A 22,005-nucleotide genomic window follows, 5' to 3' on the forward strand; every position below is an offset into this window, starting at 1 on the left:
AGATATGAGAATTTTGAATAAGACAATTTTATCGGGAATGCTGCTTCTACAAATGTTCGCAATTTGCACACAGGCCTCTTCCTTGAAAGTGAACCACCTCAAATGCGAAGAATTGGTAAATCCGTTAGCAATAGATAATACGACACCTCATTTTAGTTGGCAATTGAATAGCGGCAGGCAAGGAGAGCAACAGACTGCTTATCAAGTATTAGTAGCTTCTGACAGGGAACGACTGAATGAAAACAAGGCCGATTTATGGAATTCTGGTAAGGTGACCTCCTCCGCATCTACTTGGATTCCCTATCAGGGAAAGCTTTTGGCCGCTAAAAGTTTTGCTTATTGGAAAGTACGTATTTGGAATAAGGATGGAGAAGTATCCGAATGGAGTACTCCTGCTTTTTTCGGTATTGGCTTATTGTCCCCACAGGATTGGAAGGCGCAATATATCGGTATAAACAACGAGGATCCTCAATCTCCCTTATTGAGAAAAACGTTTGAATGGAATAAGAAGGGAGATAAGATGCTGCTGCATGTCAACTCTTTAGGTTACCATGAGGTGTACTTAAACGGTTCGCCGGTAAGTGATATCGTATTGACCCCAGCGGTCTCACAATTCAATAGACGGTCACTTTCGGTCACCTACGACATCACTAACTCGTTGCGAATCGGTAAGAACGAATTGGTTATCTGGCTGGGAAAAGGTTGGTATCAAGACCAACTTCCTGGTGTCGTAAAAGGCGGTCCCTTTGTCCGTGCCCAATTAGAAGCGCGAAATAACAACGCATGGGAAACCTTTCAAGCCACAGACGCTTCTTGGCTGGCACGAGAAAGTGGTTACACCTCATTCGGGACTTGGCAGCCTCATCAATTCGGAGGTGAGGAGATCCATGCGGAAAAGCTGATCGCCTTGGATGCCGTTTCCCTAAACAAGGTAAGCTGGGCACCAGTCAAAGTTGCCGATATTCCAGAACACACCACCTCCCCACAAATGGTAGAACCCAATCGAATCCAACTAGAATTTCACCCGTTGTCCATAGAAGCATCCGGAGACACTGCCTGGATTTTCGATATGGGAACCAATCTGACCGGATGGACAAAGATCAAGTTTCCTCCTTTAGAGAAGGGAGAACGAGTTCGCATCAGTTATTGCGACTTTTTGGATAAACAACAGTTCCGGGATAACTTATATGAGGATTATTACATCGCAGCAGGCAAAGAGCAAGAGGTTTTTATCAACAAGTTCAATTATAAGGCATATCGTTACCTGAAGGTGTCCAACCTAAAGCAGGCACCGGCATTAAACGATGTTACGGCCTATCTGATCCATACGGATTATTCAAGTTCCTCTTCTTTTGCTTGCTCTGATGAAGATTTGAATGCAATTCATGATATGATACAATACACCCTATGCTGCTTAACCTTGGGAGGATATATGGTAGACTGTCCTCAAATTGAGCGTTTGGGATATGGTGGCGATGGGAATGCGTCAACACCCACGGTTCAGACAATGTTCAACCTTGCTCCGCTTTATACGAATTGGATGCAAGCTTGGGGGGACTGTATGCGCACTAACGGAAGTATGCCTCATACGGCTCCAAATCCGTATGCAGCTGGTGGTGGACCATTTTGGTGCGGTTTCATGATCGCAGGTTCTTGGCAAACGTATGTGAACTATGGCGATGCTCGTTTGTTGGAACGCTATTATCCATTCATGCAGCAATGGCTGGAATATGTAAAAGAATACACGGTCGATGGCTTATTGAAAACATGGCCGAATACAGATTATCGGAACTGGTATCTGGGAGACTGGGCAACACCGAAAGGGATTGACCAAACAGATCCCCGATCAGTAGACCTGGTAAACAATTGTTTCGTAGCAGTTTGTTATCAGACAATGGCTAAGATCGCTCAAACATTAGGCAAGCCTAACGACCAGAAACTGTATGAAAGCAAAAACGAGCAGTTGAGAACATTGATTCATAAAACATTTTACGACTCAAAAGAGGCTAGTTATGGTACCGGTACACAGATCGACTTGGTTTATCCGATGCTTGCCGGAGTTACTCCCGAATCACAACTATCTAACTTGTTAAACACATTGTATAAAAACACCGCTGAACGTTTCCGCAGCCACCTAGCAACCGGCCTAGTGGGGATTCCCATAATTACGGAATGGTGCATCAAGAACCAACAAGTCAACTTCATGCTCCAAATGTTGAAAAAGCGTGATTATCCGAGCTATTTGTATATGATTGATAACGGTGCGACCACGACCTGGGAACACTGGAACGGAGAACGCAGCCATATACATAACTGCTACAACGGGATCGGCACTTGGTTCTATCAAGCCCTGGCAGGGATCATGCCGGACGAGGCGCATCCAGGCTATAAGCATGTACGAATCTCTCCGCAATTGGCAAAAGGGATCTCTTGGGTTAAGGCCTCGAAAGAAACACCTTATGGCAAGATACTTGTCCATTGGGAGAAAAAAGAGGGTAGTTTGTTGTTAAATGTAACGATCCCCGCCAATAGCGAGGCGACAATCACTTTGCCAAGCCATACAGGGCAAGTCCGTTTAAATGGCAAGACGCTAACAAACGCTACCTCGATACATATCCCTTCTGGCAATCACCAAATCGTTTCCTCTTTATCTACGAATCCCGAAGTTGAATAATCATAAGTTTCGAGCCTATCGATTTGTCATTCCCTGGTCGTAGAGACACAGCACACGATGCCTCTACAACCGGGGAAGAATATAGTTCCATTATTTCTTACAGCTTAATCTTAATGTCCTTATCCCGTAACGAGGGATAGAAAGACGCATTGAACTGGCGCCTTTCTTCTCGGTGACAGTTAAGTCCTCAACCAGACGGTTATCCAATTCCACCAAGCTCGCTTTCACGTCTTGTCCTTGGAAGGTTATCGTTTTAGGGGAGGCATCGCTTTGGGCATTGAATAGGCGGATGTAAAGGTCATTACCTTTATAGACCATGGAGACCAACTCGTAGGCATTATTCTCTATCCGGAAAAGGGAACCGGATGTCAAGGTAGCATCGCCGCCCAAGGTCGCGACCAAAGGCTCATTGCGTCGTTCGCTTTGTGTCCAAATACGGCTTTTCTCCCAAGTTCCGGCATGAGGGATCAAGGCATACGAGATCTCGGTCGGACGGTCTATGATATAATCCCGGCCCCACAAGCCTTTACCGGCGTATTGTACGTTCAAGGCCAATGGGAAATCCTTACCATGCGCATAGCTGGTCGTATGATCCGTGAATAATGACAGACCGCAAGAGTTATCCTTGCTCGTAACATCCACCCAATTCAAAATGATATTATGCTTGATGCTATCCCAACGATTGAAAAAGGTATTCTCCAACCGGCTCTCGCAAACATCGAACGGAGCGTCCTTATAAATCTGTTGGTTGGCGATCTGGATAGGCAGATATACCAGAAGTTTGTAACGGTCGTCATAGAATGACTTACGAGGATTATCCGCACGGAATTCGATACCCGGCTCACCAATACGGGGGTTTCCTGTCCAATCCAGTTTAACACTCATATCGATGCGAGGCTCTCCCTGCGTTAACCGGATCGTTTGGGTAAATGAATACTTTCCGATCTTGCCTTTCACAGCTACCTTCACGAATAAGGGCCCTTGCTCCAACACGCTCACCTCAGCCGGTTGATCCATACTGGAAAGGAAACCACCCTCGTCGATAAAATATCCCCGAAGCTCATTGAACCCACGTTCATTCCGGTTATCCACGAATTCCTTGCCTCGTACGGCTTTCGCTTTCAAGCTTTCTATTACACCTCCTTTAGAGGGGTTTAGCACCAAGGTGTATAAATCACTTTCCATGCGAAACGTACCGTCTTTCTGTCTCTCAGCCTTCAAGGTTCCAGACTGTTTATCCTCTGCCTTCCGGATCGCATAAGAGGCATAACCGGCCGAGGGGACTTGCGCACGAAACAAGAGTTTTGAAATGCCGTCTTCCGTCAACCATTGAGCCGGTTGTTTCTTTCCTTGCTTATCAAGAACCACCCAATCCGAGTTTCTCCATGAGACGGGAACTTCCACCGCCACCAATTCATTCCGGTCGGTAGCCAAGGTATTATATACGTACACCGTGGATTCACCTTCCTTTTCTTTCAATAAGGACAAAGCGTTATCAATTATCTGACGGCTGTTTTGATTGGTCACCCCAGTCCAATCCGTAACCGTCTCCGCCCATGTCTTTTTCCCTTGTAATCGATTGTAAGGAACGATCCAGCAATCATGATGCTGCGACAATAGAAGCGTGCGCCATCCCTCATCGATACGTTCAGTCGGCCATTCCATGCCTTTGTATAAGCGAGCGTAAGCCGCCATTTTCTCCGCACGGACGATAGCGTTCTCGGCTACCCGTACCTCTCCGGCCAAACGCTGCATGACCTGCGTTCCCCACATCAAGCCACCTAGGACATTCTCTTGCGAGAAATGCCAATCATCCTGAGTAGTCCCGACGGAACAGTCTTGGATATAATTCCGCCAAGTCTTATAGGCGGTCGGCGTATAATAGCCCGTCGTATCCTGTCCCAGCCAAGGGCCTTTATCCCAACCATGGCTCCATGAGGCATCTTGGATACACATGCCGACCGGGTGCTGAATACCGGTATCCAAGCATTTATGGATGTAGTCCTTCGTATTGAACCACGAGATGGATTGCCAGCAAGAGCCGGGTTGTAAATCCTCGCAGGCGTAACGGGGGACGGTGGTAAATCTCGTACCATCCGGCCCTACCCAATTCACCAACTCACCTCCGTAGGCGCTTACGTAGCCACCCCACATCGTATTCGGGTTCTTAGTAGAGGCATACGAGAAGCCGAATGACTTCAATATATAGGGCAGGCAACTGGTAAAGCAAGGCTCCTCCGCCGAATAGGTGGTGAATACCGCCTCGGGGAAATGTTTCCGGATCAGCCGTATTCCATATTCGAATTGGCGGATAGCGCTCTCGCCGGATGTCCCGAAGAAATAACTTTGGGCATAGGTCGGGTTTACGTACTCGATCCGCCCGCTCTCCACGGATTGATCCTTAAATAAGCGCTTGAAAGCCTCGTAACCTTCAGGGTCTCGTTGCCGTACGACTTCCCATGATTCAGGCTCGATCTCGATATTGATATTCCAGTTGGGATTCTGCCTTAATTTCTGGGCGATAAAGGCGGTCTGCCCCACCGGGTAATGCCCGTAGATACCGCCATGATAGCCATCGATGAAATAGGCTTGTTGGGCATCTGCCCAACCGGCCAACAAGAATTGGCTTAATACGAATATCGCTAGTTTCTTTTTCATATAATATGTACTATTAATTCACATTTAGAATACTTCCAGTCGGTGGGAGACGGGGCACGCCCCGTCTCTACAAGTCTGTAAATTTCTTGATCTCTATTCGCAAGGGGATTGGTTTATTTTGCTCATAGATCTGGTTAACCAGATCCTGTTGCTCATTCACGCAATCCTCACGAATCCCCTTGTGCATGTATTGTAGCCAAAGGTCGCCGTTCCATTGCAAGAAGATGTCGTGGGGACGGTATTTGCGCAAGGTGTCCACGGCAGCCTCGTTGCAGGCCCAAAGCATGCCCGTCTTCCGCATCAAGTTATATTCCACCCAATAAAATTCACGCATCTTACGCTCTTTCAACCAGCGTTCCTCGTTCATCTGGCGGATCTTCATCGCTTGTTTATACTGCGGGGTATTCTGAAGAAGAGCCATATTGATGCCTCGCTCCAACTCCCTCGCCGTAAAACGACCGATAAACTCCCTACCGATCGTTAACCCGTAATATCCATCCGACAAACCGCTCACGGACAATCCCTCATAATTCATCTCATCCATAAAAGGGATAACACTCAAGGCATCTGCCTGCGTATGTTTCTCATTATCATAATAAGAGGTATCGATAGGATACGGAAGTGATTTCGCCTCGTACGTAAAAGTAAGGTTATCCGAGGAAACAGACAAATCCGAGACACGGCAATTATCCGAGCGAGTCACCTTTTTCCCCGCTCCGTCTATCCGGATATCGGCTACCGGCTTACCGGCCAGACCTTGCGCCTTCAAGAAGAGATAAGCCATGACCAGATGCCCGTCCGTAGAGGGATGTATACGATCCTTCCCGCATAAGGTATACATGGAATCCTCCGCTTGCTCCCATTGGTTGATCGCTACCATCGGGCGGTTAAAATCCACGAATCCCCATTGATTCTCCCGGGCCCGGGCATTCTGGAAATCCACGATCTCCAAGATTGGCGTATTCTTCCCCGGGAAAGCGACCTTATTGAAACGAGAAGTCTCGTCATAAGGAGAGCTTCCGATCAAGATTTTCCTCACCTCCGGATACTTCTTATAGACCTCCTCGATAAGGGCATAATCCCGGCAAGCTTTCTCTACCCGGTTCCGGGCGATCGTATCCGCCCCCGGCTTCCGAAAATCCATATAGCCGACATCGTTCATGCCAAAAGATAGCGTCACCACCGTAGGCTCATGTTCGAAAACCTTATCCAACCGCTGGTAAATCATCTCGGCTACATCCCCACCTACTCCCTCGTTAAAGATATCGATGCGTTGATCCGGGAAACGGGTCATATAATACAGCCAGATATATGAATGATAATGCCCACCGCAAGTAATGCTGTTTCCCACGAAGGCGATCCGATCTCCTTTCTGAAACGGAGCTATCGACTGAGCATATACTCCTGCAAGACCTGATAAAAGCAAACAGACAAACAAAACATATCTTTTCATCTCTATTTCTCTCTTCTCTAATTTTCTGTGATGAATAATATATACCGTGTTAAAAAATATTACTATCAATAGTAATCGTATTTATCATGGATAATAATCCGGATTACTACGGATAGTAATATCCTTCCACACACCTCTAGTCTAGAGAATCGCCCGCTTACTTTTAGCGAACGACATCCTCACCAAGCAGAGGGTTCAGTTCTTTCTCACGCAAAGGTACCGGGAAAACCAAATCCGATTCTTTAAACGGATACGTATGATTAACCGCCTGATAGCCGAATAAATCAACCATTTGCTTCGAAACCGGATCAAACGCACGGTGAGTACGCAACATATCATACCATCCTGTAAACTCATAACAGAGTTCCCACGCACGTTCTTTCAATACTTGATCAACCGTGATTGAAGTCGGTCTCGCCTCATTGGGCAACGCACGGTGACGAACTTGGAAATAAGCATCCACAGCTATAGCGTCGGAAGTAGATCCACCATCCAAGGTAGCTTTTGCCTCCGCACACATTAATAGAACGTCCGCATAACGGTAAACCGGAATATTCGCCCCGCTCTTTCCTGTAGATTCGGCATTCTCATCCCAATATTTGCATAAATAAGGAACATCCAAAGTAATCGTTGTCTCCGGATCACCATATTTGGGTTTAGAAGTATAGAAAAACTCCTCATTCCGTTTACGAATATCTTGGTCATCATAACTTTCATAAAACTCTTTACGAGGAGCCAAACCACCCCCATAAGCCGGAGTAATGGAAATCGGTTGTTCCGGATAAGGCAAAAGGCCAAAATGGAAAGGAGCCCCGGCATCTTGCGCCTCACGCTGGATCATAAAAATATGCTCACCACTATTTTCGTTCTCTGACGCACGCAAATCCTTATAATCAGCGAACAAGCTAAAGGCTCCACTATCAATAACCTCCTTGGCTTTCTCGTAAGCCAATTGATAATACTCATTTCCTTTTTGAAGCGGATAACCTGCCATTGTCAAATAAACCTTAGCTAAAAGGGTCTTGATCGCTCCCATAGAGACATGGCCTGTTTTATCACTCCAATCCAGCCCGGACTGCTCCGCCTTTTTCAAGTCTTCCACGATCTGGTTATAAATATCTTCCTTAGGAGACCTGGGGATCTTCACCGTATTCAAGTCTACCGTAGGTTCCGTCTTCAACGGGATATCCCCGAATAATTGTACCCCTTGGAAATAGTAATATGCCCGCAAGAAATAAGCCTCTCCCAGATACTTCGCTTTCTGGCTCTCGCTAATAATATCCGTAGCGGAAACATTTTGAATCACGCTATTACAATTTTCCAAAGGAAAGAAAGTAGCCTTCCAGAAGTTACGAATAATGCCGTTACTCTCTTCCAAACCGGAAAGCAACAAGAACTGGTTCTGCTCATTACCGGCCGCACGAGGACGATAACTAGTACCTACAAGATATTCCAAGTTAAAAAGGTGAACTGTAGCAATCTCGAGGTCGGAACTCAACAGATCATCAAGCCCGTCATAAGTGCCATCCACAGCCGCCTTTATCTGGTTCTCTGTCGTATAATATTCAGAAGGACTCAAGAAGGTTTTCGGGTCTTCCTCTAAAAAATTCGTACAGGATGTAAAAGCCATTGTCGCAGAAAGCAAGCCACACATCCATACATGCGCTTTATTTTTCATATCTTAGTTTTTTACGAAGTAAAGATTAAACAATTAGAAATTAACACCTAAAGTAAATGAATACGTACGAGGTTTGGGATAGGTATAAAAATCCACTCCTTGCTCAAATACGGCATCATAACTCGTCACCTCCGGATCACTACCAGAATAGTTCGTAATCAAGAACGCATTCTCCACATTGAATCCCAAGGATAAACTCTTGATGTGAGCGGCAGAAAGCATACGGGAACTAAAGTCATATTTCAAGCCGATATTACGTAAACGCAAGAACGAACCCGGCTCACAACTCCAAGAATCTACGTCATTCTCATATCCATCTCCCGGAAGGCGCAAGCTAGGCACCATCGTGTTTTGGTTTTCCGGCGTCCAAGCGTTCACCGGAATGTCCGCATAAGCATTGGAGAATGTCACACGGTTACCCATCAACTGGCGAGTGAAGTTAATCAACTTATTACCATATACCCATTGCAAATCAAACATAAACGTGAAGCCTTTCCACGAGAATGTATTTGTCATATTCATCTCGAATTTAGGAGCGCCATTTCCGATATAGTCTTGGTCTTCGCCATCCTTCATTCCATTACCATTCTTGTCCCAATACTTGATATCGCCGGGTTTCTTATTATACTTAGCGGCTTCTTCCGCCTCATCAGTACCCCATGTACCTAGGCGAACATAGCCGTAAAGAGCATTTAAAGGATGTCCCTCTTCAATGCGTCCTCCCCACTTACCGATAATATTATCATTTATATCCAGTACCATCGAGCGGTTCATCGTATAATTCCAAGAGGTAGTCCATAAGAAATCACGGCTTTGGATATTGCGTGTATTCAAGCTCATCTCAAGACCTTGATTACGGATCTTACCCAAATTTGTCATAGTCTTCTCATATCCTGAGTTAGAAGGCAATTGTAGCTCATACAATAAATCAGTCGTAATCTTATGATAATAATCCGCCATAAACTCGATACGCCCATTAAAGAAACTCAAATCGATACCCGCGTCAAGTTGTCTGGATTTCTCCCAGCGTAAATCCGGATTTGCCATACTTTTCAACGTAACGATCGTCGTCATATCCTTGCCAAAAGGAAGGCGTTTATTCTCATAACGTGCCATAGACGCATAATCACCGATTTCTGCGTTACCCACCGTACCGTAGCTCAAACGGACTTTCATATCATCAATCACCTTTTTTGCGTTCTCGAAGAAATTCTCATTGGATACACGCCAAGCGGCCGAGAATGAAGGAAAGAAACCATATTGGTTATTCAAGCCAAAACGAGAAGAACCATCCTCACGGAAAGAAGCGCCCAATAAGTAACGATTGTCAAAATTATAGTTGATACGGGCATAGTAAGAATTCATCTTATTATCCGTATAGTCTGAGCCAACCTTAGAACGTACGGTGCCGACTCCCATATTATTATACTCAAAATAATCATCGAAGAAATTCTCGGCCCCTAGCTCGCTTTTCTCTGTTTTTGAGTAATACCAACTAGCTCCCGCTACGACATTCAAGTTATGCTTATTCCAGCTTTTATCAAAAGTCAAGTAGTCCTCATTCGTCCACGACATCGTATTTCGATGTGCTTTCTCCGCTTTACCCTTTTGAGTATCTCCATAGCCGAATAAGGTACTCGGGTTATAAGATGAATTGATATAAGAACCATCTTGACGGCTGAAGCTAGTCGTTAACTTTAACCAAGAGGTAATTTTAAACGTACCGATCACATTAGCCAACGTGTACTGATTCTTATCGATATTCTTACGCTCTTTTAAAATCCTCACGGGGTTCTCCGTATCTTCCGCACCTGGATAATCTCCTTTACGGGAATAGGTACCATCCTCATATTGAACCGGAAGGAACGGTAATGCTTCCAATGTATACCGAGAGATCGCATTCTCTGAGTTTCGGGCATTACTAGATCCTACATTCAACATGGCCTGTAAATGAAACCATTCTTTCAAATCCCATCCGACATTGATAAATGCGTTCAACTGACGTTTATAGGTCTCCAACATTATACCTTGATTATCTTTGTAACTTACATTCGCCACAGCGGTCAGCTTATCACTTCCTCCGGAGAAACTAAGTGAATGCTGATGAGAAAAAGCCGTACGGGTTACGGCATCCTGCCAGTCCGTATCATATTTCGGAGTCCCGTCCGGATTGAACAGGTCATTCTTACGTGTAAACATATTGCTCGGATCCATATGGGGAGCGATACGTCCCGGTTGAGCCTCATAAGCACGCTTGAATACATCCAAAGCCTCCTCCGCATTCAAGACATCGACCTTACGAGCTAACGTTCCTGCTGACAGAACTGTATTATACGAGATATTCGTCGTATTTTTCTTACCTTCCTTTGTTGTTATCACCACAACGCCATTCGCACCTCTCGCACCATAAATAGAAGAGGAAGTTGCGTCTTTCAAGATATCGATAGACTGGACAATATTCGGATCAATCTGGTCCGGATCCACGCCAACCACACCATCGACCACATATAGCGGTGTATTGGAAGAATTCAAAGAACCGATACCACGGATTTTTATCGCAGGACTACCACCCGGCGCACCAGAATTTAAGGCGATATTAACACCCGCTACCTTTCCGGCCAATCCTTGGAATACGTTCGTGGCATTCGGGCGCTCCAATAACTTCTCCGAGTCTACGGAACCCACTGAAGTTGATAAGTTTCGTTTCAACATCGTACCATATCCAACGACGACGACCTCTTCAAGCGCTTTATAATCCTCGGCCAACTTCACGTTAAACAGTGTACGATTCCCTACCTCGATCTCTTGCTCCGCATAGCCGATATAGGAAAATGACAGGATATCGTTATTAGCCGCATCCAAGCTAAACTTTCCATCCAGATCCGTAACGGTACCGACCGTCGTACCCTTAATCACAACATTGGCCCCAATAACCGGTATGCCATCCGGATCCGTAACGGTACCGGAGATCTTTTTCTTTTGTTGCTGTACGGCGTCTTTCTTCAAGATCGTGATGTGCTTACCTGATATGCGGTAGGTCAAGTTCGTGTTTTTCAACAACTCATTCAACACGTCGGTGACTTGGCGATTCTTCACCTGTATATCCACCTGCTTACTATTATCGATATCCTCGCTCTTATAGAAAAACATGAACTCGGTCTGTTTCTCAATCTCCGAGACGACATCATAGAACGTCCCGTTCTTTACTTCTACCGTAACTTGAGCTTTTTGCGCATAGGTATCCGCCGAGACATGCAATATACCCAGTATTAAAAAAAGCAATGTGATCTTCATGATTGATTTAATTTTTTTAGGCAATAGCTCATCGCTATTCCAGACTTTTTCCATAAGTTTGTAATTGTTTTTTATTAATGACTTACCTTGCTCGCTACTTTTTAGAGGACAGCGATAAAGGTGATTAAACGAATAATGAACGTCTAAGAATCGGGGGTGAGTGGTGTCAGTCCCGATTCTTTTTTGTGATCAGGTATTTGTCATAGGCAATTCGAATGTTTAAGGTTATACATCTATTATTTTGTTATTTGCTCCTCGCCGATATCAGGATATCTTTTCCGTCTTTCGTGAAAGTGAATTGTTTCTCCGAGTTAATAATATCTAGTACCTCTTGTATACCTTGATCCAAGGAGAAGGTTCCTGTGTAGCGGATGTTCCGCAGACTGTCATGCGCCAAGCGGATATTTACCCCATAGTAATTCTCCATACGTTTTACGATAGAAACTAAGGTCTCATCCTTGAAACGATATTTCCCTCCTACCCAAGCGTTCGAGATCGAGGCATCTGTCTCTGACAAGAAAATAGAGCCGGTCCGGTTATCCGACCGGGCTTGTTGATTCGGCTTTAGCTTCATGCTACTCATTTTCCGTCCTTGAGCGTCAAAAGATTCCAACAGGATACTACCACTTAATAAGGTGGTGATGCTAAAGCGATCATCGTTGAAAGCCTGTATATTGAATGAGGTTCCGAGTACCGTGATTTGTTGGTTCTTTAGTTTTACGATGAAAGGTTTCGAATGATTCTTCGCAACCTCGAAATAGGCCTCACCCTCCAGATGAACCACACGCTCATCTCCATTAAAAGAGATGGGGTATTTTAAACGGGTGGAAGCATTGAGTATGATCTTGCTGCCGTCGGATAGCAATAGCGTGTTCGCACGTCCGCCTTTTTCCACTACGATCTCGTTATATTCCGTATCGCCGGCATATAAACGATTGCTTATCCATTGATTCATACCCACACCTACTCCCATAGCGATTACGATAATCGCCGCATATCTCAAGAATGAAAGCCAGAACTGTTTGCCAAGGACCTTGGATTTCATAGATACGCCAGAGATCGCATCCAGCTTTCCAGCCATTCGCTCCCAACTACGCTCCACGGAATAATGGTTCAAGAACGCCACTTCTTTCCGAGTGTCAAAAAGCCCCTTAAACTCAAAGAAGTGGGCTTTATTAGCGTCACTCTCATGAATCCAAGCATCCAACACCCGAAGTTCATCCTCTTGAATCTCGTTCTGCAAATAGCGTATGATCAGTTCTTCTATCGAATTATTAGATTCCATTTTCTGTTTCATTTATAATATATACGACCGGTTCCCTCTTTTTACTTACGTATTCTACCGTATTTTCATCTAAAAAATAAAATCAGTGCCAGAAGCGCCAACACATTCCGTATGATCTTCAATCCTTTATAGAGTTGCGCCTCTACCGTACGTTGAGAGATATTTAGCATTCCTGCGATCTCCACTGATTTCTTCCCGTCCACATAAGCCAACGTAAAAACCTCTCGGCATCTGTCCGGTAACTTGGCTATTTCCCGGTAAACGGAGTCCAGACGCTCTTTCTCCAGCTCCGCCGCATCCGACTGATTATAATAATCTATCTCCTCTATCTTTAGTCTACGAGCAACCTCATCCGCATAAGTCTTTTCTATTGATTTATGCTTTAGGTAATCGAGGCAAGCATTTTGAACGGAACGGAATAGGTATGTCTTCAAGCCTTCTTCCACGGAATAAATCTCTTTCTTTTGCCAGATCTTGATGAATATATCATGCACTAAATCTTCCGCCGTATCGCTATCCACATATTTCGAGGCATAAAAGATCAGTCTGGGGGCATTCTCCAGATATAATAATTTAAATTTATCTAACTCATGGTTCTTAATAATATAGTCTTTCATGCTCAATGTGGACATTTCTTGTATTATATTAGACAGTTCAAGGCTTCTCCTTTATCTATATACGATCATAGAAACAGATCTACTTACGCCCACACGAAAAAAATAACACAAAAACAAAAAGCCCTATCCGAACTTAATCAGATAGGGCTTTCAGATTATTCTATCGCTAGATATTATCTCAACGGGATATATTGTACAAACGCCTCGATCGCCTCATAAGAAGCCAAACCTAATTGGCGATACAACTCCGCGGTAGCACGGTTGCGATCTTCGGCACGCTGCCAGAACAAACGCTCGTCGTCACCCAGATACGGAGCGCTCTCGGCCTGCGATTGATGCTTCAAGATAGCGTTACGTTTGAAGCGCAACTCCTCCGGACTGATAGGTACGGCCATCTCGATATGATCCATTTCCCATTCTGCCCACGCGCCGCGATACATCCATACACGGCAGTTCTTCATCCATTCCTCGTCTTTCACCTCGTCGATAGCGGCCAGTACGGCATCCAGACAAACCTTGTGGGTTCCGTGCGGGTCAGCCAAGTCACCGGCGACAAACATTTGATCCGGCTTGATCTCAAGCAACAGGGCCTTTACGATATCCTTGTCGACCTCACTCAAATCATTCTTTTTCACTAATCCGGTCTCGTAGAACGGAAGATCCAAGAAATGAACATGATCGTCCTTCACGCCCGAGTAGCGGCAACCGTGACGGGCCTCCTCCCGACGGATCGTTCCTTTCATAAAGAGGACATCCTTCCGCTCCGGCTCGCCGTTCTCCACCTTCTCGTAACGCAGGTAGTTGATGATCTCGTTCGCTTTATCCTTCACGGCCGAGTCGGGAGAGTATTTCTCACATACATCACGCAAATACTCGCAATAACGGATTACCTCCTCGTCGCCTACGGCAATATTACCGGAAGTCTCGTAAGCCACATGCACATCATGATGTTGGTCGCACAAACGGCGCAAGGTACCGCCCATGGAGATCACGTCATCATCCGGGTGCGGACTGAATACGATCACTTTCTTCGGATACGGGTTAGCACGCTCCGGACGATTGGAATCGTCGGCGTTCGGCTTGCCACCCGGCCATCCGGTAATCGTATGCTGGATATCATTGAATATCTTGATATTTACATTATACGCCGAACCATACAGGGCTAACAACTCACCCAATCCGTGCTCGCTATAATCCTTGTTTGTCAATTTCAAGATCGGTTTGTCCGTCAACTGACACAACCAAACGATCGCACGGCGGATCAACTTATTATCCCACTCGCAGCTAGTCACCAACCAAGGATGGCTGATACGAGTCAAGTCGTAAGCGGCTGAAAGATCGATCACGACCTTGGCGTTCGGATGATTCTGCAAATAGCTGGAAGGAACGGCATCGCTAACCTTGCCCTCAACGGTCTTAGCGACAATGCTAGCCTTATCCTCGCCCCAAGCCATCAAGATCACGCTGCGGGCGTTCATCATCGTAGAGATACCCATCGTGATGATACCTGCCGGGACATTCTCCTGCGAAGGGAACGTACGGGCCGCCTCCTTGCGGGAAGCGCCTTCCAACAAGACCATACGGGTACGCGAGCTGATCGTCGTTCCACCCACGTTGAACATGATATTGCTGGAGTTACCGATACCTAGCAACATGCAATCGATACCTCCCACGGATTGGATCGTCTCCTCATACTGGCGACAGAAATCTAGGATAGCGTCTTTCGGCATGCTTCCGTCCGGGCAATAGATATTCGCAGGATCGATATCGACCTGATCGAATAACTCCTCTTTTAGGCGAGCCAGATTTCCGGCGCTGGGATTAGCCAATGGATAGAACTCATATTCCACGAAAGCAATCACGTTGCGGAAACTTAATTTCTCCTCTTTATGCATACGGATCAACTCCTTGTAAACGCTTAGCGGAGAACGTCCGCCGGGTAAAGCGATCACGAAGGGCTTACCAATATCTTGTTTTTTACGGATTTGTGTTGCTATCTCTTTAGCGATAGCGAAAGAACCTTCCTCGGCCGATTCATAAATGTTTGTCGGAATCTTTTCCAAACGGGTTAAAACTGAATGCTCGAAAGCATTTTCCGGGCGATAATACCGCAACGGTATACGCGTCAGAGTAATTTGAGAACTAAGGTTCGTTTTCATGTTTAATTATTGATTTAGTATTACAATCTTACTTGAATCACAAATATATGAAATAAGTACTGATTTCGCCATACGTTGATAGAACAAATTTATTAGCCGAAAGGTTTGATCTATATCGCCTAAAAATAAAAAAGGACCGTCCCGGCCAGCCAAGACAGCCCCTCTCTTTATTATTAACGTGTTTAGACCAATGTATTTGTCTCCGGAACTAAGTTTCCCATGCTCCATACCGCACGCACGTTCAACTTACGATCCAAGATCACGATATCCGCGTCCTTCCCTCTTTGCAAGGTTCCGGTGCAATCGCTTACCCCCATCAGGCGGGCCGGAGTCTCGGAAGCCATACGGACTGCATCGGCCAAAGGAATGTCAGCCTTCTGCACCATCGTACGTACCAGTACGTCCATCGTGGCGATACTTCCCACCAATGAAGAATGATCCGCCAACTTGCATACGCCATCCTCAATGATAATGCGGGGATCGGATAACGGCTTACCCTCGTTGGCTGCGCATGAGAGAGCGTCCGTAACCAAGCAAGTACGTTCCACTCCTTTCAACTTATAGACCAATCGGAGGATCGTAGAGGGTAAATGACGCCCGTCAGCAATCACCTCTACCGTCATATCGTCCATCAAGAAAACACTTTCCACCGTTCCCTCGTACTTATATTCACGACGCTTATGGAAACCAGGCATGGCGTTATAGAAATGAGCCGCATGCGTGAAACCGGCATTGTAAGCGGTCTTAATATCATCAAACTCCGCTTCCGTATGCGAGATAGCGGATAGGATTCCCCTCGACTTCAAGTATTGGGCGAACTCAAGCGCACCCGGTATCTCCGGGCTGGAATCCCAACGCTTGATGCAATCCGTGCGTTCCAATATCTCTTTATACTCTTTCGGGTCGGCGGAATTCTCCTTATCGATAAACAGGCTCGCCGCCATCTTCGGATTCAGATACGGTCCCTCGATATGCAATCCCAAGATAGGGCCGTCTTTTTTCCTCATCATCTCCTCGCATACGGCCACCGCCTTATCGATCACCCCGATTTCCGGAGCCAGCACGGTAGGGAATATCGTCGTGGCCCCATGCTTCTGATGGGCAGCTACCGCACCGTGGAAAGCCTCTTCCGTACATTCGGAGAAGTCGAAGCCCCCACCGCCATGGATATTCATCGCCACGAAACCGGGGACGATAGACATTCCTTTCGCGTCCACCACCTTGGCGCCAATCACCGCTAAATCGCTATTTGTAACCTCTAAGATCTTCCCGTCGCTAATCAATACGGAACCATCCTTCATCCATCCTTGCGGCGTAAGGATATGGCCATTTATAATCTGTGTCAACATAATCGTTCTTGTTTAGAATAGTTTATTCGTACCTTCAACCAACTTACCCATCGCCCAAACCGCACGGACATTCAAGTCACGGTCCAACAAGACGATATCGGCGTCTTTGCCCCGCTGCAAGGTTCCCTTGCGATCGGATACGCCCATGATACGGGCGGGAGTCTCCGAGGCCATACGCACGGCATCCTCCAAGGGAATCTCGGCCTTTTGCACCATCGTACGGATCAAGCGGTCCATCGTGGCGACACTACCCGCCAAGGCCGAGCGGTCGGCCAACTTACACACGCCATCCTCGATGATGACACGGGGATCGAAAGCGACTTGGCTATCACTGGCGGCGCAAGCCAAGGCATCCGTGATCAGACAAGTGCGTTCCACACCTTTTATCTTATAGACCAGACGAAGGATCGTAGGCGGCACATGGATACCATCCGCAACGACCTCGACGGTCATATCATCGAGCAGATAGATGCTTTCCACCGTTCCCTCATACTTATACTCGCGGCGTTTATGGAAGCCCGGCATGGCGTTATAGAAATGGGTGGCGTGGGTATAACCTACCTCATAAGCGGTCAAGATATCCTCAAACTCGGCTTGGGTATGCCCTACCGAGGCGAGTACGCCTTTCGAGGTGATATATTTACCGAACTGCATCGCTCCCGGAAGTTCCGGAGCGGCGTCCCAGCGCTTGATGCAATGCGTTTCCTCCAACAGAGGGATATATTCCTCGGGATCGGGATTCTTGATATTCTCAGGGATTTGTCCACCAGCCATTTTCATATTGAAATAATGTCCTTCTAAGTGAAGCCCCAGAACCGGGCTATCTTTCTCGGCCATCAGTTTCTCGGTGGTCTCGGCGGCGGCACGGATCATCGGGATGGTAGAAGAGGATAAGGTGGGGAAGATACTGGTCGTACCGTGTTTCATGTGCGTGGCTACCGCCGCACGGAAAGCTTCCTCGGTACCTTCCATAAAATCACGGCCTCCACCTCCGTGCACGTGAATTTCCACACCCCCGGGGACGATATACATACCTTTGGCGTCTATCAAGGTTGCCCCTACTACCGCTAAGTCGCAGTTTGTTACTTCTAAAATCTTACTGTCGCTTATCAGTACCGAGCCGTCTTTCAGCCAGCCCTGCGGGGTAAGAATCTTTCCATTAATGATCTGAGTTAACATGATATGAGTTTTAAGCTTTCGCGTTTCTTTGGATAGCAAAGTTAAGGACTTTCTTTTTAAAACGAGTAAGCTATTAAAGGTTATTTTCAAGGAATAATCAAAATGACACTTTGTAATCCGAACCTCCGGAGAACCGAATATTCCGGGCCTAAGTACTGCTCGCCTCCAAATCCGAAAGAAAATTTCAGCAAACAACTAATAGCCAACTCTATACCCGAAAATAGCCTTTTATTCTAGCGAAATCAATTCATCCTAATTCATATCAAAGGGAAAGATTGGTATCATTTATAGGGTTACAATAGGGTTCTAGCAGGGTAAGAATGCCTATTCACGAGTAGTCATAACCCTATTCTTGAGTAGTCACGATGCCCAACGGCGGCATACGCATCGGCCGATGACAGTACTGGCGTAGCCCAACGCAGCCTATCACGCATGAGAAAAGGGATATTCTCCCCTTTAAAAGCCAGCTCTCGTACTCTCCCTTCCGCTATTTTGCGTCATCAACGGCAAGCGCTTGTCACGAAAACAGGAGTATTTGGATCAAAAAGATCAGATAAGCAGCCTTTCACTGACTAGCAGCCTTTTCATGAATCCTGCGTATTCAGCTCTTCCAACTCCATTGTCCGTTCGGTCCATAGATCCATCGCATCGGAAAGTTCTTTTTTTAGGGCAGAATATTCACCGTAGAGAGAAGCGTCGGAGGCACCTTCCGGCGTAGCCAGCTTCGCCTCGATAACGGCAATGCCATTCTCAAGCTCCGAGATACGGGCCTCGGCCTCGGCAACTGCTTTCTCCGCTTTCTTAATCGCTTTACTCAGTTCCTTCCTTGCCTCATAGGAGAGCTTGTTTTGAGATACCTGAGCCTCACCGGTACCGGATGTGGAAGTGCTCGTCCCGGTAGAACGTTCCAATTCACGCAAGCTATCCATTTTCTTATGCTCCAAGAAATTATAGATGCCGCCTAAGTGCTCGACGACTTTCTGGTTACCGAACTCATAGACCTTATCGACTAGGCCATCCAAGAACTCACGGTCGTGGGAAACCAGAATCACCGTGCCGTCGAACTCCCTCAAGGCGTCTTTCAGCACGTCTTTCGAACGCATATCCAAGTGGTTCGTCGGCTCGTCGAGAATCAGCAGGTTGACCGGCTCCAATAACAAGCGGATCATCGCCAAACGGGTACGCTCGCCACCCGACAGGACTTTCACCTTCTTATCGGAAGCCTCGCCGCCAAACATGAAAGCGCCTAGGATATCCCGTATCTTCAAGCGGATATCTCCTTGGGCTACGTAATCGATCGTATCAAAAACGGTAAGATTCTCGTTCAATAGCTGCGCTTGGTTCTGGGCGAAGTAACCGATCTTCACGTTATGACCTAATTGGAGCTTTCCGGTGAAATCGGCAATCTCTCCCATGATACATTTCACCAAGGTAGATTTACCCTCGCCGTTCTTTCCGACGAAAGCGACTTTATCGCCCCGATTGATCGTCAAGGTCACATGGTCGAAGATCAGATGATCGCCATAACGCTTCGCCACCTCCTCACAGATCACCGGATAGGAACCGGAACGGGGAGCGGGCGGGAATTTCAGCCGCAGCATGGCTGTATCCACATCGTCTACCTCGATACGTTCCACCTTCTCCAATTGCTTGATGCGGGATTGTACCTGTACGGACTTCGTGGCTTTATAACGAAAACGCTCGATAAACGCCTCGGTATCGGCCAATTTCTTTTGTTGGTTCTCATAAGCGCGCTGCTGCTGCTCACGGCGTTCTTGGCGAAGTACGACGTACTCCGAATATTTCACTTTATAATCGTAGACCTTGCCTAATTCGATCTCCAAGGTGCGGAAAGTCGTATTATCAATAAAGGCACGGTCGTGCGAGACTAAGATCACGGCGTTGGCACGGGTAGCGATAAAGTTCTCCAGCCATTGGATGGATTCTATATCCAGATGATTCGTCGGCTCGTCCAGCAACAACACGTCCGGTTGCCGGAGTAAGAGCTTTGCCAGCTCGATACGCATACGCCAGCCTCCGCTGAACTCAGACGTCGGGCGGTCGAAATCGCTACGGCTAAAGCCTAATCCGACCAATGTACGCTCCAACTCCGCATGGTAGTTGTTTCCTCCCATCATCTGGAAATGCTCGGATAGGTACGTGACACGATCGATCAGCTTTTGATAGCTCTCGGAGTCATAATCCGTACGCTCCGCCAATTGGGTATTCAAGCGGTTGATCTCCTCCTCCATCTCATGGATATGCTCGAAAGCGCATTCCGCCTCCTCCCGCACCGTACGGGTATCAACTAATTGCATGTGCTGGGGCAAATACCCGATAGTAACATCTTTCGGTACGCTAACAGTTCCGGAAGTGGGTGATTGCAAACCGGCGAATATCTTCAACATCGTCGATTTACCCGCACCGTTCTTACCTACCAAGGCTATACGATCCTTCTTGTTTACTACAAATGAAATGTCATCAAAAAGCGTAAAACCGCCAAACTCAACTGTTAGTCCTTCAACCGAAATCATACTGTCTCTTTAATTTATGACCGCAAAGATACAACAGTTCAAGGTTTACTCACAAACTTTTCAATTAATATCAGCACATCCTTATGCAACGGAAGGGCGGGATCGGTATAGGTAGCCATTTGCCTCTGCTGGTCCATCGTATCGCAGGTCTTCATCAGATGGTTCATATTTCCAATCAAATGATAATCCGCCGAAGGCTGGGCTTGCTTCAATAGTTCGGCATCTTTTACGGATACTTGCATATCCTTATCCCCTTGTAAAATCAACACCGGCACTTTTAATTTTTTGATGATTTCTTGCGGATTATACGTATACCATGAGATCATATAAGGCTGTACCGACGAACGGAACAAGGATTGTAAGCCGATCGGCACGTCCGGTACGAGCTTCCCTTCCTTCAAGGACGCATTTATCGACTTTACCATGTCCCGGATCACTTCCGGCTGACCCGCCATTTGCTCCTCCACGATCTCATAGGCTGGACGCCCCGCACCTGCCACCGAAATGTATCCTTTCACTTTCGGGTTATCCACCGAAGCCGCCATACCGACTAACGCTCCCTCGCTATGCCCCAACACATAGATTCCGGAAATACGTTTATCCCGGCTCAAATAATCGATCCAGCCTCGTGCGTCCTTGATCCCGTCCTCGAAACGCATGGAATACTCATCCTTTCCCGCTGAGGCGCTGGAGGCGATACCCCGTTTATCATACCGCAAGGAAGCGATACCTTTTCCCGCTAGCCCTTCCGCCAAGTATTTAAGGGAGTTATTCTTACCCGGCAAGGCGGCGGAGTTCCCGTCCATATCCGTAGGGCCGGAACCGGGTATAATCAATACCACAGGATAACCGGACTCCTGATTGGGAGTTACCATCTTCCCTTTTAATGCCCCGGTAGACGTATTTAACACCACCGAACGCTCGTTCAACCGTACAGGCAACTGCGGCAAACAAGACAAGGATACGAGAAGAAAGCAGGCAAAAACTATCAGTTTCTTTTTCATAACGGAATCAATTTATATACTTAAGCACATGAGACATACAATCTCAATATTCGCCAAATGTAACTAAAAAAGGGGAGAACCTCTCGGCCTTCCCCCCCTTTTTATCTAACATCTCATAGGA

The 22,005-nt window shown here is 46.6% G+C and carries 12 protein-coding genes; 1 reads left to right on the plus strand and 11 read right to left on the minus strand.

The window, feature by feature from the left end; translation table 11 throughout:
• The first annotated feature begins 4 nt into the window (after nt 1–4).
• On the plus strand, nt 5–2,674 hold the full coding sequence (locus DWY79_RS00900; protein ID WP_122368762.1) for a family 78 glycoside hydrolase catalytic domain: 2,670 nt from the start codon (nt 5–7) through the stop codon (nt 2,672–2,674).
• A 90-nt stretch (nt 2,675–2,764) separates the two neighbouring features.
• On the opposite strand, the gene DWY79_RS00905 is transcribed toward DWY79_RS00900, so the two are convergent.
• The 11 genes from DWY79_RS00905 to DWY79_RS00955 all read right to left on the minus strand — a co-directional run bounded on the left by DWY79_RS00905 (nt 2,765) and on the right by DWY79_RS00955 (nt 21,884).
• Entirely contained in the window at nt 2,765–5,332 is a 2,568-nt protein-coding gene (locus DWY79_RS00905) for a glycoside hydrolase family 38 C-terminal domain-containing protein (RefSeq protein ID WP_122368700.1), read from the minus strand.
• A gap of 67 nt (nt 5,333–5,399) precedes the next feature.
• Nucleotides 5,400–6,785: an SGNH/GDSL hydrolase family protein gene (locus tag DWY79_RS00910; RefSeq protein ID WP_227154485.1), complete on the minus strand. Its 1,386-nt coding sequence runs from the start codon at nt 6,783–6,785 to the stop codon at nt 5,400–5,402.
• 163 nt (nt 6,786–6,948) lie between these two features.
• Complete coding sequence (locus DWY79_RS00915; protein ID WP_009018572.1) at nt 6,949–8,463, minus strand: RagB/SusD family nutrient uptake outer membrane protein; 1,515 nt, start codon at nt 8,461–8,463, stop codon at nt 6,949–6,951.
• 33 nt (nt 8,464–8,496) lie between these two features.
• Nucleotides 8,497–11,757, minus strand: coding sequence for a TonB-dependent receptor (locus tag DWY79_RS00920; protein ID WP_233563924.1), 3,261 nt, complete (start codon nt 11,755–11,757; stop codon nt 8,497–8,499).
• Nucleotides 11,758–12,001: 244 nt separating this feature from the next.
• The gene (locus DWY79_RS00925; RefSeq protein ID WP_199705176.1) at nt 12,002–13,042 is read right to left on the minus strand and encodes a FecR family protein; all 1,041 of its coding nucleotides are present in this window, start codon (nt 13,040–13,042) and stop codon (nt 12,002–12,004) included.
• Between the two features lie 65 nt (nt 13,043–13,107).
• Nucleotides 13,108–13,674 (minus strand): RNA polymerase sigma-70 factor, encoded by a 567-nt coding sequence (locus DWY79_RS00930; RefSeq protein WP_122368704.1) that lies wholly within the window; start codon nt 13,672–13,674, stop codon nt 13,108–13,110.
• Nucleotides 13,675–13,832: 158 nt separating this feature from the next.
• On the minus strand, nt 13,833–15,818 hold the full coding sequence (locus DWY79_RS00935) for a glucosamine-6-phosphate deaminase (RefSeq protein WP_005861744.1): 1,986 nt from the start codon (nt 15,816–15,818) through the stop codon (nt 13,833–13,835).
• Nucleotides 15,819–16,000: 182 nt separating this feature from the next.
• Nucleotides 16,001–17,167, minus strand: coding sequence for an N-acetylglucosamine-6-phosphate deacetylase (gene nagA / locus DWY79_RS00940; protein ID WP_122368705.1), 1,167 nt, complete (start codon nt 17,165–17,167; stop codon nt 16,001–16,003).
• 12 nt (nt 17,168–17,179) lie between these two features.
• Nucleotides 17,180–18,346, minus strand: coding sequence for an N-acetylglucosamine-6-phosphate deacetylase (nagA, locus tag DWY79_RS00945; protein WP_008778038.1), 1,167 nt, complete (start codon nt 18,344–18,346; stop codon nt 17,180–17,182).
• Nucleotides 18,347–18,930: 584 nt separating this feature from the next.
• Nucleotides 18,931–20,880, minus strand: a complete 1,950-nt coding sequence (locus tag DWY79_RS00950; RefSeq protein WP_048928023.1) for an ABC-F family ATP-binding cassette domain-containing protein — start codon at nt 20,878–20,880, stop codon at nt 18,931–18,933.
• 38 nt (nt 20,881–20,918) lie between these two features.
• Nucleotides 20,919–21,884: an alpha/beta hydrolase gene (locus DWY79_RS00955; protein WP_005865889.1), complete on the minus strand. Its 966-nt coding sequence runs from the start codon at nt 21,882–21,884 to the stop codon at nt 20,919–20,921.
• Between the last annotated feature and the right edge of the window lie 121 nt (nt 21,885–22,005).

This window comes from Parabacteroides sp. AF27-14 (assembly GCF_003635425.1).
Classification (GTDB): domain Bacteria; phylum Bacteroidota; class Bacteroidia; order Bacteroidales; family Tannerellaceae; genus Parabacteroides; species Parabacteroides distasonis.

Bases quoted from the DNA above. Each gene is read 5' to 3' on its own strand.
- DWY79_RS00900 (WP_122368762.1), top strand. From the start codon at position 5: ATGAGAATTTTGAATAAGACAATTTTATCGGGAATGCTGCTTCTACAA.
- DWY79_RS00905 (WP_122368700.1), bottom strand. From the start codon at position 5,332: ATGAAAAAGAAACTAGCGATATTCGTATTAAGCCAATTCTTGTTGGCC.
- DWY79_RS00910 (WP_227154485.1), bottom strand. From the start codon at position 6,785: ATGAAAAGATATGTTTTGTTTGTCTGTTTGCTTTTATCAGGTCTTGCA.
- DWY79_RS00915 (WP_009018572.1), bottom strand. From the start codon at position 8,463: ATGAAAAATAAAGCGCATGTATGGATGTGTGGCTTGCTTTCTGCGACA.
- DWY79_RS00920 (WP_233563924.1), bottom strand. From the start codon at position 11,757: ATGAAGATCACATTGCTTTTTTTAATACTGGGTATATTGCATGTCTCG.
- DWY79_RS00925 (WP_199705176.1), bottom strand. From the start codon at position 13,042: ATGGAATCTAATAATTCGATAGAAGAACTGATCATACGCTATTTGCAG.
- DWY79_RS00930 (WP_122368704.1), bottom strand. From the start codon at position 13,674: ATGTCCACATTGAGCATGAAAGACTATATTATTAAGAACCATGAGTTA.
- DWY79_RS00935 (WP_005861744.1), bottom strand. From the start codon at position 15,818: ATGAAAACGAACCTTAGTTCTCAAATTACTCTGACGCGTATACCGTTG.
- nagA (WP_122368705.1), bottom strand. From the start codon at position 17,167: ATGTTGACACAGATTATAAATGGCCATATCCTTACGCCGCAAGGATGG.
- nagA (WP_008778038.1), bottom strand. From the start codon at position 18,346: ATGTTAACTCAGATCATTAATGGAAAGATTCTTACCCCGCAGGGCTGG.
- DWY79_RS00950 (WP_048928023.1), bottom strand. From the start codon at position 20,880: ATGATTTCGGTTGAAGGACTAACAGTTGAGTTTGGCGGTTTTACGCTT.
- DWY79_RS00955 (WP_005865889.1), bottom strand. From the start codon at position 21,884: ATGAAAAAGAAACTGATAGTTTTTGCCTGCTTTCTTCTCGTATCCTTG.